This is a genomic window from Pseudoalteromonas rubra (assembly GCF_004212645.1).
Lineage (GTDB): Bacteria > Pseudomonadota > Gammaproteobacteria > Enterobacterales > Alteromonadaceae > Pseudoalteromonas > Pseudoalteromonas rubra_G.
On record NZ_PPUZ01000012.1, the window covers coordinates 147188 to 160417 of the forward strand.

A 13230-nucleotide genomic window follows, 5' to 3' on the forward strand; every position below is an offset into this window, starting at 1 on the left:
TCGGCCCTTTTAAGGCCTGATTGCCCATAACTTTAACTGTCCTGTTATGGGCAAAACTTCGCAATTGTTGCTATTAAACCATCTTGGTCTCTGTCAAACAACTCAATATTGTGACAGGTGTTTAAATCCTGTTAACGGCTATTTTTCAATCACAGGCTCATTTGCGTTGTCTTGCAAACCTTCCTTCGCGCTGTCGTTCAGGGTAAGCAGGCGATAGAACACCGGCGTGAATAGCAAGCCAAATACCGTTACCCCTATCATACCAAAGAACACCGCATTACCCATTGCCTGGCGCATCTCTGCACCCGCGCCTGATGCCAGTACCAGAGGGACCACACCGGCTGTGAACGCAATCGAGGTCATCAGGATAGGACGCAGTCGTAAACGACACGCTTCCATGATGGCTTCCAGATGCGTTGCACCGGATTTATGCTTATCGCGGGCAAACTCGACCATCAAAATCGCATTCTTCGAGGCCAGTGCCACCAGTACAATCAGCGCAATCTGGGTGAAGATGTTATTGTCGCCGCCCAGCATATACACACCCGCCAGCGCAGAGAATATCGTCATTGGTACTATCAATATAATGGCCAGTGGTAAACGCAGGCTCTCGTATTGGGCTGCCAGCACCATAAAGACCAGTACCACTACCAGAGGGAACACATACACCATAGTATTGCCCGCCAGAATTTGCTGATAGGTTACCTCAGTCCATTCATAGCTAATCCCTTCCGGTAAACTCTCAGCCAGTACCGATTCAATCGCTTCTTTGGCCTGATCTGAGCTGTACCCCGACGCCGGGCTGCCGTTCAGTTCTGCGGTCATATACCCGTTATAGTGCATCACCCGATCCGGACCTGTGGTGGGTGTCACCGTAACCACAGAGCCCAGCGGTACCATGTTGCCAGCGGCGTTACGCACTTTCAGGTTATTGATCTGCGACTGCTTAGCGCGGAACTCAGCATCGGCCTGCGCTTTGACCTGATAAGTACGGCCAAACAGGTTAAAGTCATTCACATACACAGAGCCCAGGTAAATCTGTAGTGCATTGAACACTTCATCCAGCGGGATGCCCTGTAATAACGCCTGCTCACGGTCAACGTTAATGTCCATTTGTGGCACCTGAATGCGGAAGCTGGAGTACAGACCCGTCAGAGCCGGATGTTGTTGCGCCTGACCAATGGTGTTCTGAAGCGCTGCAAACAAGGCTTCGAACCCTTTGTTTCCTCTGTCCTGAAGCTGTAATTTAAAGCCACCTGTGGTACCCAGGCCAAGAATTGGCGGCGGCGGAAACACAGCAACAAAGGCTTCATCAATTTCAGCAAAGCGCATGTTCAGCTGCATCGCAATCGCATGGGCAGACAGGCTGGGATCCTGACGCTCCGAGAAATCGTCTAATGGCGTAAACACAATGCCGCTGTTGGTGCTGTTGGTAAACCCATTCACTGACAAGCCCGGGAACGCCACGGTGTGTGCCACACCGGGTACTTCCAGTGCAATCGCCTGCATTTGTTTCACCACGGCTTCGGTTCTGTCCAGGCTGGCCGCATCCGGCAGTTGTGCTACCGCAACCAGATATTGCTTGTCCTGCTGCGGAATAAAGCCACCGGGCACTGAGTTAAACAGGCCAACGGTTGAACCCACCAGCGCTAAATACACCACACCCACGACCACACTCATGCGGATCAGTTTTTGTACCAGCCTCTCGTAACCCTGCGCACCTTTGTCGAACATGCGGTTGAAGGGTTTGAATAACCAGGTGCCAAACAGCTTGTCGAGCACGCGGGTCAGGCCATCTTTCGGCGCATCATGCGACTTTAACAGCAAGGCAGAAAGCGCAGGCGACAAGGTCAGCGAGTTAAAGGCCGAGATCAAGGTTGAAATGGTGATCGTCAGGGCAAATTGCTTGTAAAACTGGCCCGACAGTCCGGTAATAAATGCCGTTGGAATAAACACCGCACACAATACAAAGGCGATGGCAATAATCGGACCGGTTACTTCGGTCATGGCAATCTTAGTGGCCTCAAACGGGCTGTAGCCGTCGGCAATATTACGCTCAACGTTTTCGACCACCACAATGGCGTCATCCACCACAATACCGATGGCCAGTACCAGACCAAACAAAGACAGCGTATTAATCGACACGCCCAGCATCTGCATAATGGCAAAAGTACCAATCAGTGACACCGGCACGGCAATTAAAGGAATGATAGACGCGCGCCAGGTTTGCAGGAACACCACCACAACCACAACTACCAGCAAAATGGCTTCCAGTAACGTCTGGATTACGGCATCAATTGAGCCACGTACGAATACGGTAGGGTCATAGGCAATTTCATAGGTCATGCCCGCCGGAAAGTCTTTTGCCAGACGCGCCATTGTCGCACGTACGTTGTCAGACAAGGCAATGGCATTAGAGCCTGGACGCTGGAATACCGGCATTGCCAGCGCTGGCTGGTTGTCCAGCATAGCGCGCAGTGCATAGTTTTCCTGGCCCAATTCAACACGCGCAATGTCCTGCAAGCGTGTGATCTGGCCCTGCTCGCCCACTTTGATGATCACCTGCTCAAATTCATCAATCTGAGTTAAGCGGCCTTTTACATTCAACAATACCTGAAACTGGTTCTCATCCGGTGAAGGCTGAGCACCCAAAGAGCCCGCGGCTACCTGCTGGTTTTGTGCACGTAAAGCATTGATCACATCACCTGCAGTCAAGTTGCGGGCTGCAAGTGCGTCGGGGTTTAGCCACACACGCATAGAGTATTTAGCACCACCGAATAGTTGCAAATCGCCCACTTCCGGCAAACGCTTCAGCTCATCTTTAATGTAGATGTCGGCATAGTTGGCCATGTAAGAGGTATCCTGCTGACCATCCGGAGACACTAAATGCACCACCAGTGCCAGGTTAGGTGACGACTTTTGCGCTGTCACACCCAGGCGTTGAACCTCCTGCGGCAGGCGTGGCAAGGCATTGTTCACCCGGTTTTGCACCTGAACCTGCGCCTGATCCAAATCTGTGCCTAAAGCAAAGGTCACAGTCAGGGTAAGACGGCCATCGCTGGTTGCCTGCGATGAATGGTACAGCATGTTTTCCAGGCCATTGAGCTCCTGCTCAAGCGGCGTTGCGACGGTCTGACCAATTACTTTGGGGTTCGCACCTGGGTAACTGGCGTTGACCACCACGGTTGGCGGGACAACCTCTGGGTACTCGCTGACCGGCAACTGAAACAGCGAGATGGCGCCGGTGATCACAAACACCAGCGAGAGCATGGCCGCAAAAATCGGCCTGCTGATAAAAAAGTGAGAAAAGTTCATAATGGCCTCTTAGTTTGCAGCGCTAAGCTGAGTGTCGCGCTGTGCAATCACAAGACGGGTATCATCCAGGTTCAGCGTCACCATGTTTGGGGTGATAGGCATGCCCGGACCAACGCGTGCAGGACCATTGGCCGCGACTTTATCACCCGCTTCCAGCCCCGATTTAATCGCACGGAATGCACCGTAGCGCTCACCCAGCTCTACCAGACGGTATTGCAGCGTGTTATTGGCATCGACCGTCAGTACAAAGCGGTTTTTCAGATCCGTTCCAATGGCACGCTCAGGCACCAAAGGCATGGTAGCTGCCTCAGCTGAGCCCAAAGAGATGCGGGCAAAGGCACCGGGTTTCAGGCCGTGTTGCTGCGCATCGAATACCGCACGTACACCTAAAGTGCCCGTATTGGGGTTGATTTCGTTGTCGATAAAATCAACCACGCCAGGCACCGATGCCCCACCATTGATACGCTGTAATTGCACGGTTACCGCATCGGTGGCATCAACACCGGCAAACTTGTCGCTCCAGGTGCGCTCGTCGACATCAAAGTAAGCATAGATCTGCTGATCTGACACTATGGTTGCCAGCGTGGTTTCACCGGCGCTCACATAATTACCTTTGGTTACGATAGCACGCGAAATCACGCCGCTGATGGGCGCTTCAACCTGACTGAACTCCAGATCAAGGCGCGCTTTTTTCAGCTGTGCGGCGATTGCATCACGATTAGCCTGTGCCTGGCGCAACGTTGCTGCACGCTGCTCGGCAAGCTCGGTTGACATGGCTTTTTCAGCCACCAGCTGTTTGGCACGGCGCGCCTCGCTTTTAGCCTGCATTAAAGCCGCATCGGCACTGACCAGCTGTGCGTTCAGGGTTTCAACCTGCACTTCAAACGGGCGCGGGTCGAGTCTGAACAAAGTCTGGCCCTTTTCAACTCTTTCACCTTCTTTGAATGTCATCTGCTCTACCTGACCAGATACGCGAGGCTTGAGCACCACCCGCTCCGGCGCTTGCAAACGCGTGGTAAAGGTATGCCACGACTGAACCGGGGCCATTTTGACCTGCGCCACATCTATGGTCAGCGGCGGTGGCTGTTGTTGCCCTTCCTGTGCACTTGGCTGGCTACAGCCGCTCAGTACCAAAGCAAGTGCCACCGCACTCAGTGTATAGCTAATTTTATTCATGACATTCTCCGACAGTATGAGTTGCTATGATGGTACGGAGAATTACCGTGTAGAAAAATGGTAGTTTTTTAAAAACATTAGTGCCAGAATGGCACCAATAAACTTTTCTTTGTATTGAAAGGACAGATTATGGATACCACCAGCCGGTTGATTATGTTGCTCGAAGTTGTTGAGCAGGGATCGTTTTCTAAGGCCGCTGAGCTGAGAAATATAGACCGTTCAGTGATCTCCAAACAGATAGGTAAGCTCGAAGAAGAGCTGGGCGTTCGGCTACTGAATCGCACAACCCGGTCATTCTCTCTGACTGCAGCCGGCGCCGAAATGGTAAAAAAGGCCGCAGACTTGCGCCTGCTGTTACAAGATACGGTACAACTGGCGGAAAACTATCACCAGGAGCCCAGGGGCTTATTGCGTATTACCGCATCGAGCTATATCGGCAAGTACTACCTGATGCCCGTCATCACTGATTTTCAAAAACGCTTTCCTCAGGTGAGTGTTGAGATACGTATGGACGACAGGGTCGTGGATATGATCTCCGAAGGCTATGATCTGGCGTTTCGGGTTGGTGAACCTCGCGACTCCTCACTGGTGGCCCGAAAAATTGCCCGCAATAAAATGCTGATCCTGGCAACCCAGCGCTTTATTGATACATACGGCGAGCCCAAAACCATGGCCGATCTGGCAGACTTACCCGCAGCTTCTTATAGCAGTTCACATCTGCGCTTTGAGTCTATCAGTTACATAGATGAAGCTGGCAAGCCACAGGAGCAGTCCATTACGCCAGTGTTTCGCTCCAATGACGCCGAAGCCCTGATGGCCAAAGTACTATCACATACCGCGTTTTTTACCGCGCCTGCTTTCTTCTTTGCCGATCAGGTCGATACCGATCAGCTGGTACCTTTGTTGACGCACGTCAACCTGCCCGACTACAGCGCCGTATATGCGGTTTATCCGCACCGGGATTTACCGGTCAGAACCCGGCTCTTTCTGGATGCGGCACGGCATTATATCGGTGAGCAAAAGCCGCGCTGGGAGCGAAATATCCCAGATATTGACCAACTTTATCAGGCTAACAAAAAATAATTGCGCAGCGCGGGAGTATTTATACTCATACCAAATATTCAATAATGACAGCGGCAAAATAACCATTAAATAGACATTTTCCCGCTGTAAGACCCGTTCTTGCTGGGGAACGGCAGGTTTTCGGATTTATCTCAAGCCAGCACGCATCAATAATGTTATTTCACAAAGAGTCATACATGCGCGTCTACAAGAGTACCTAAGCCTTTATTTTTCATAGTAATACAATTTTAACTTGGCTGTTTTCCAAGATGTTAACACAACCAATAAAGTCATTTTCTAGCCATATATAATGCACAGAGATGCCATGAATTTTTAGCCTCTTTGTCTTTTTTGGTTTCTATAGTACTGCCCCTGAAACAATTACAGAGTCAGGACTATGAAATTAAAATTACTAACACTCGCAATGCTTTGCGGCAGTGCCGCTTTACTCACAGGTTGTTCAGATAACGACAACAAAGTTGAGGTCAAGCCACCGACTAATGAGCAACAAACGGACGATAGCAAACAGCCAGTAGACGACAAACAACCAGCTGACGATAAACAGCCGACCGACGACAAGCAGCCCACTGACGACAAGCAACCTGAGGAGCCTGTGATCGCCCCAGGCACCCTGCTTGAGTTGCGCGTGATGGAAACCACGGACTTGCATGCCAACCTGATGAACTTCAATTATTTCTCGAATAAAGAAGACAACAAGGTTGGTCTGGTCAAAACTGCAACTCTGATCCGTCAGGCACGTGATGCAGTGAAAAACTCCGTACTGGTCGACAATGGTGATCTTATCCAGGGCAGCCCGCTTGGCGACTACATGGCTAAAATCAAAGGCCTTGAAGACGGTGACGTACACCCGATTTATGAGGCGATGAACACCCTGGATTACGACGTCGCCAACATCGGTAACCATGAATTTAACTTTGGTCTGGAGTTTTTAGACGAAGCCATAGACGACGCTAAATTCCCTTATATCTCAGCCAATGTCTTTATAGACGATGGTGACGATGACCCAAGCAACGATTTGTCACTGTTCAAACCTTACGTTATCCAAGAAAAGCAGGTTGTTGATAAAAATGGTGACACACAAACACTGAAAATTGGTTACATCGGTTTTGTGCCACCGCAAATTATGCAGTGGGACAAAGCAAACCTCGAAGGCAAAGTCATTGCCAAAGACATTGTCGATATGGCCGAGCACTATGTGCCTAAGATGAAAGCAGCCGGTGCAGACATCATCATCGCCATTCCACACTCAGGACTGGAAACGGCAGAGAAAAAACCTCTGGCTGAAAACGCCAGCTACTACCTGTCCAAAGTCGACGGCATTGATGCCATTATGTTTGGCCATGCCCACGCCAACTTCCCGGGACCACGGTATGCCGGGCTTGAGGAGCATGGCGTAGACAATGAAAAAGGCACCATCAATGGCGTCGCAGCAGTTATGCCGGGCTTTTGGGGTAATAACCTGGGTATCATCGACATGACGCTGGAATACGGTAAAGACGGCTGGCAGGTGAAAAACACTCAGTCGACTTTACAGCCAATTTCTGTCACTAACGAAGACCGCACTGTCACATCTTTGGCAATTAACGATGCACAGGTCGAAAACGCAGCAATGAGCGCGCATGAAGAAACTAAAACCTGGGTGAACGAGCCGTTCGCCAAAATCTCGGATGAAGTAAACAGCTACTTTGCACTCGTCAATGACGACCCGTCTATCCAGATAGTCACCGACGCTCAGCTTTGGTATACACAGACAATCGTTCAGGGTACTGAGCTGGGTGAGTTGCCAGTGCTGTCTGCGGGCGCCCCGTTCAGAGCAGGTCGTGGTGGTCCGGATGACTTTACAGCGGTAGAAAAAGGTGACATTGCTTATCGTAACGTGGCCGACCTGTATATTTACCCGAATGTACTAAAAGTGCTGAAACTGAATGGCGCTGAGGTTAAACAATGGCTGGAAATGTCGGCCGGTCAGTTTAACCAAATTACGCCCAACAGTGAGGAAGTTCAGGTACTGGTTAACACCAACTTCCCTTCTTATAACTTTGATGTACTGGATGGCGTGAGCTACCAGATTGATGTGACCGAGCCTGCTCGTTACGACACCAAAGGTAATAAAGTTTCTGACGGTAACCGCATTAAAGCCCTCACCTATCAGGGCGAGCTGGTAACGGACGAGCAAGTGTTCCTGGTTGCAACCAATAACTATCGAGCTTCGGGTGGCGGTAACTTCCCGGGGATCTCAAGCGAGAAAATCGTAGTTGACTCGCCTAACGAGAACCGTCAGGTTGTTGCCGACTACATTGCACTTCAGTCAAGCAAAAACACTGAGACCGGCATGGATCCAAGCGCAGATAGCAACTGGTCATTTGCACCTGTGGCAGGCGCTAACGTCGTATTCTACAGCTCGCCGTCGGACAAAGCCGTTGCATTCAGTGCGCGCTTTGCCCACATCACACCTTTAAACCAAACCACTGATGATGGTTTTGCAATCTATCAAATCGACCTGACTCAGCCAGCGAACTGAGTGTCAGAGCGATAAACAAATTAAAAGCCACGCAGTTGCGTGGCTTTTATATCGCGCCGCAATCACAGGCAGTATGCGGCACTATCCTATCAACCTGCCGCACTGACTGTGCCATTTTGAGGCCAAAGGATTGTGTGTTTGCCAGGGAAACTTGGCTTTGCAGCGAGCAGTGCCTGTTCGCCCCCATTTACTCACAGAGTGAAAACACTCATTTAGCAAAAGCAGTCAGGCAGGTTGATATCCACAACGGGAATTGAAGATGAAACTAACTAAACTCACAGTCTTAGGCCTTGGTGTCGCGCTTGCACTGGGTGCAACAGCACTGCAAGCGGCAACACCTTATAACTGGAACAACACCGCACCGGTCAAAGTACCGAGTGCACAACAAAGCAATGGCAAAACCGTACTTTTTGATGTCTCACACGGTGGCGTTGAAGGAAACGCCGACTGGGTAATTGACGGCGCGTTTTCTGACTTTGCCGACGCCCTGGTTGCTGAAGGGTATCGCGTTGAAGAGTATCGCGGCGTTGATTTAAACAATGACGGTAAAATTCGCTTCTATGACGATCGCGACATGTCAACTCAGGCAAACGAAGCCATCATTACCTATGATGCCATCAAACACGCCGACGTATTTGTCCTGGCTGAAACCAACCGCCCGTTTACGCTGGCAGAGCAACAGGCACTGGAAACCTTCGTGGCAGCGGGTAAAGGCATTTTCTTTATCGCTGACCATTACGATGCAGATCGCAACCTCAATACCTGGGATGCAACAGAGGTCTTCAATGGTTACAACCGCTCCGATCTGAGCAAGTACAACCTGGGCGGTGCCTATGGTGACTGGCGCAACCCGAAAAGCGCACAACAGGGCTGGCTGGTTGAAAACTTCGGCATTCGTTTTCGCTTTAACGGCGTGGACTATAAGCAAGGGGTCAGCGGTGTAGAGCCGGCTTCTCAAACCGAAGGGTTGACCCAAGGCGTCGCGCCTATTCTGATGGCTGCGGGTGCAACACTGGCGATTGTGGACGGTCAAAAAGCCAAAGGCCTGGTGTATTTTGCCGAAACCGACAACCCGACTAAATGGCGACACGCTAAAGATTCAGGCCTGTACTTTGGTGGTGAAGCAGAAGGCCCTTACGTTGCTATCGCGAAATCTGGTGCTGGTAAAGCGGCTTTTATTGGTGACTCTTCCCCTATTGAAGACGCCACGCCTAAGTACCGTCGTCAGGACAATGGAAATATCAAGAAAACCTATCCGGGCTGGACAGATCCAGGTCATGCCTCTGTGCTGTCAGTGAACATCATCAACTGGCTGGCGACCCCTGAAAGCTACACCCACTTTGATGGTGCCAATGGCCGCACGCCGGGTCGTGTTACGCCTGTGCCAATGACCTCAGAGGAAATGTTCGATCCCAACAACGGACAACCCTGGAGCAACCCCAGCAATGGCTTTAACCCTTGGGATACAGACACCTATAAAGACAACTCGTTCAATGCACCGTATGGCCAGGGCCAGGTAGACCCAGATCCTGACCCAGATCCAACACCGGGTACTGCGGTGTCAGTCGCTGATGCGCTGGCTGCTGCTACCGGTACTGAGCTGGTTGTTCAGGGTAAAGTAACGGATGCCGTAAACGGTATTTATGGTCTGCTACTGACCGACTTAAATAACCCGGCTGTAAGCATCAATGTTAAACTGGAGTCCAATCAGCGCGCCGACTTCAACCCGCAACTGAACCCGGAAATTCTCGGCAAAACTCTGCTGGTAACCGGCAAGCGTAACAGCTACATGGGTGAAGCCGGGATCCGTTACGTTACGGATTTGGTTATCGCGCCCAGCGCACTCTCGGTTGCTCAGGCACTGGCCACGGCTCAGGGTGAAACCATCACCTTAACCGGTAAGGTCAAAGCACCGCTGAACAGCATCTATGCTTTGGTTCTGTCAGACTTATCTGATGACAGCACCACCATCAACATCAAACTTGAGTCCAGCCAGCGCGCTGAGTTCAGCCCGCAACTGAACCCCAGCATTCTGGATGAGACTTTGGTGATCACCGGTAAGCGCGACTCGTACATGAGCCAGCCTGGGATCCGTAACGTGTCTGAGATTGCTACGGCATCTGCAACCTCACCAGACCCGGATCCAAACCAGGATATGACGGTCAGTGAAGTGCTGGCCAAAAGCAATGGTACACCGGTTGTGGTAGCCGGCACCATTACCTCAGCCATCAACAACATTTATGCACTTGAGCTGAGCGATCCTAACGCGCCCGGCAACAAGCTGTACATCAAGCTAGAGTCTTCGCAGCGCGCAACATACAGCCCTCAGCTTAACCCAAGTTTGCTTGGCAAAAAGCTGCGTGTGACTGGTGTGAAAAATGACTATATGAGCCAGCCTGGTGTGCGTAACGTCACCGCACTGACTCTGTTAGATTAAACCAACGAGTTTATAGTCAGGCGACGCATATTGCGTCGCCTTTTATATTATTCATCCTCTGCCAGTGATTGGATGTCTTCAATCAACTCTTCCAGCTCAGATACCAGACGTTTTTTCTGCTTATCGCTGAGGCTCTCATACACATCCAGCAAATATTGGTGATTTGCCTGTCGATTTTTTATCTGAGCCTGGTTTAGCTGCTCAGAACGAAATACCTCAGGTGCCATCAGCAACTCAGACAGCCTGGCTTTAAAGGCATCACCACGCTCGGGCTGAGCAAATAAAGTTCTGAGCGCCCCCTGATAACGTGTGCGATAATCTAACCACAAATCTGCGGTGCTACTTTGCTGGTCATACAATTGTGCAATGCGCGATTCCTGCTCAGCAGACAACCTGCCTATCCAACGCTTGAGGTTTTTCTTACGCTCCTTTAACCAGCGTTTATGTTTTTTCTGCTCGGAACGCTTTGCCCGTTTTTCTGCACGCTCCGCTTCTTCCTCTGCAAGTGCATCGAACAGTTCGCTAGCCTGCGCCTCGCTCAGCATAGGCGCCATTTCAACCAGATCCGGCACCACTTTGCTGCGCAAACGATGCCAGTGTGCCAGCATCTGTGCCTGATGATATTCAATGCGCGCCAGGGTAATTTTGTCGTTCTCTATGTCTGATTTCAGTGCACTAAGCTGCTCGGCATAGCGTGTCAGCTCTTGTGTTTTATGCCACTCAAGCCACGCGTCTAAACGTACGTCAAACTGGGCTTCCTGCTCATCGCTCAGTGACACATAGTCGTCAAGATACCAGTAGCTAAGCCAGTCAGCGTTTTTGTAGATAAATTTTGTTGAGCAGCCGGTCATCGTCAGCAATACCAGCACCACCATTAGCTTTCTCATTGTCGTATCCATAGTCCGTGTTATTAGTCTCTCTAGTTAATACGGAATTCGACAAAATGTGGACTAAAAAAGTGTCTGTAAATATTTCTAACGTTACAATCTAAGCCCAATCTTAAAATAAGCCGATTTTCAGATAACCTGGGCTCTGCCCTGTTATTCACCTTGCCTGCATACTGACGTCACACCATATACAAGAGGAATACTTATGAGCCACTGGAATGATGAACATGCAAGCAGTTATGACGAACAATGGGGCGAGCTCAATTTTCACCAGCAGATCCCAAAACTTGTGGGTGTACAGCCCGGTTTCAATATTGTCGAGCTCGGCTGCGGCGGTGGATATCTGGGCGTATGCCTGGCACAATCGGAGGTGAATGTGCGAGTGACAGCGCTTGATCCAACGCCCAAAATGATAGCGCTGGCAAAAGAAAGGCAGGTCAAGGCGGGTCTGACAAACGCTCAGCTACAATTTTTTACAGCCGCAGCCGAGGCGCTGGATGTCTCCAATAATACCCAGGATTTAGTCATCGCCGCGTTTTCAGTTCACCACTGGCAAAACCCGGAGAAGTCGATGCCCTTGGTTTATTCAGCACTCAAACCAGGTGGCAAGATCTGGTTGTGTGAGGATCTGAATGCACCGACAGAAGGCAATATAGAAGTTCGCGCTGATCTCAAGGCCCTTGATGGCATAAAATCACTCCTGAAAAACAGCGGTTTTATACAAGTGTCACACACGCTGCACCACAGTCATGAAGGCGATTTTTTGATTGTTGAGGCGCTCAAGCCACAGCAGGACAGCTAAAAGAATTGCCCGCTTTTAGCTGCGGGCAATGTTAGTCACATTAATACTAAAGAGAATACGCTCAACCAGACCAACTGTGTCCAGTAAGACAAGCGCTGGTATAAACCCGCTCTGCGTTTGATTTTATACGCCGATACCAACTTAACGGTGAAAAACATCGACGTAAGTACGGTAAAGACAGAAAAAACACGAAACCAGGACGTGACCAGCTCTGAATCCGGGCTGATGGCCACAAACACCGGGGCAAGCAGTAAAGTTAACATGACTACAGAACCTGCAGTTGAATGGATCAGGCAATGGCGGCTGGGTGTGGGCGTGTAAGGGTCTTTGTCCATCGGAAAATAACCCGCAAACCAGGTCCCTACACCATGAAACATGATCAACACACCCGTAATATAGAACGCAATGCTGGCTTCTGGTAACTGAGTGACATACCAGCCAAATGCAACAAACATCACGCTCAGTGGATAATTATTAATCCAGGGAGACAGCTTCTGAGTCGGGCTGCCCGCCGCACCCAGTTCACTGCAAAACTGATTAACATGGTCGTAGTTCGGATAAAACCGACCCGCAATATAAACACCGCATGAGATCCAGACGGTCGCTATCAGGCCTAATAACGCTGCATAAAATTCAAACATCCTCTTCCTCCTTGGTCCAGGCACAGCTTAGATGACGGTTAAGGCTTTTCTTATTATTCGCACTTATTTGCATGCTTTTTGTATATGAAGTGCTAATTAAACGTACCTAAAAATGAATCAAATTGCAAACCATACACACCTACCAATCACAACGCATACGACTCGTCCGTCAGGTACCCATTATAAAAATTTCTTTTATCTCATGGACATAAAATAACCTAATCGTTCGCACACGCGACCAGGTGACTAAAAGATGGACACAAGCCATTCAAACAACATAATATTAAATTTGTTCACATTTAATGACATCAAAACACAAAGAAGGTCATTGTCTGTGGAAGGATCAAAATAATACCAATTTGCTTAAT

General features: G+C 50.0%; 8 protein-coding genes. 4 read left to right on the forward strand and 4 right to left on the reverse strand.

Annotated elements, in window-relative coordinates:
• Window positions 1–138: 138 nt before the first annotated feature.
• Entirely contained in the window at window positions 139–3315 is a 3177-nt protein-coding gene (locus tag C3B51_RS05410) for an efflux RND transporter permease subunit (protein WP_130244416.1), read from the reverse strand.
• A 9-nt stretch (window positions 3316–3324) separates the two neighbouring features.
• Window positions 3325–4491, reverse strand: a complete 1167-nt coding sequence (locus tag C3B51_RS05415; protein ID WP_130244417.1) for an efflux RND transporter periplasmic adaptor subunit — start codon at window positions 4489–4491, stop codon at window positions 3325–3327.
• A 129-nt stretch (window positions 4492–4620) separates the two neighbouring features.
• On the opposite strand from C3B51_RS05415, the gene C3B51_RS05420 reads away from it, so the two are divergent.
• From C3B51_RS05420 to C3B51_RS05430, 3 genes are all read left to right on the forward strand, one after another.
• On the forward strand, window positions 4621–5574 hold the full coding sequence (locus tag C3B51_RS05420; RefSeq protein ID WP_130244418.1) for a LysR family transcriptional regulator: 954 nt from the start codon (window positions 4621–4623) through the stop codon (window positions 5572–5574).
• 376 nt (window positions 5575–5950) lie between these two features.
• Window positions 5951–8095, forward strand: a complete 2145-nt coding sequence (locus C3B51_RS05425; protein WP_130244419.1) for a bifunctional 2',3'-cyclic-nucleotide 2'-phosphodiesterase/3'-nucleotidase — start codon at window positions 5951–5953, stop codon at window positions 8093–8095.
• Between the two features lie 259 nt (window positions 8096–8354).
• Window positions 8355–10532 (forward strand): DUF6359 domain-containing protein, encoded by a 2178-nt coding sequence (locus tag C3B51_RS05430; protein WP_130244420.1) that lies wholly within the window; start codon window positions 8355–8357, stop codon window positions 10530–10532.
• A 47-nt stretch (window positions 10533–10579) separates the two neighbouring features.
• On the opposite strand, the gene C3B51_RS05435 is transcribed toward C3B51_RS05430, so the two are convergent.
• Window positions 10580–11419: a DUF6279 family lipoprotein gene (locus tag C3B51_RS05435; RefSeq protein WP_130244421.1), complete on the reverse strand. Its 840-nt coding sequence runs from the start codon at window positions 11417–11419 to the stop codon at window positions 10580–10582.
• Between the two features lie 205 nt (window positions 11420–11624).
• On the opposite strand from C3B51_RS05435, the gene C3B51_RS05440 reads away from it, so the two are divergent.
• Window positions 11625–12221 (forward strand): class I SAM-dependent methyltransferase, encoded by a 597-nt coding sequence (locus C3B51_RS05440; protein ID WP_130244422.1) that lies wholly within the window; start codon window positions 11625–11627, stop codon window positions 12219–12221.
• A gap of 35 nt (window positions 12222–12256) precedes the next feature.
• Here C3B51_RS05440 and C3B51_RS05445 read toward each other — a convergent pair whose 3' ends face one another.
• The gene (locus tag C3B51_RS05445; protein ID WP_125718770.1) at window positions 12257–12862 is read right to left on the reverse strand and encodes a DUF998 domain-containing protein; all 606 of its coding nucleotides are present in this window, start codon (window positions 12860–12862) and stop codon (window positions 12257–12259) included.
• Window positions 12863–13230: the final 368 nt, after the last annotated feature.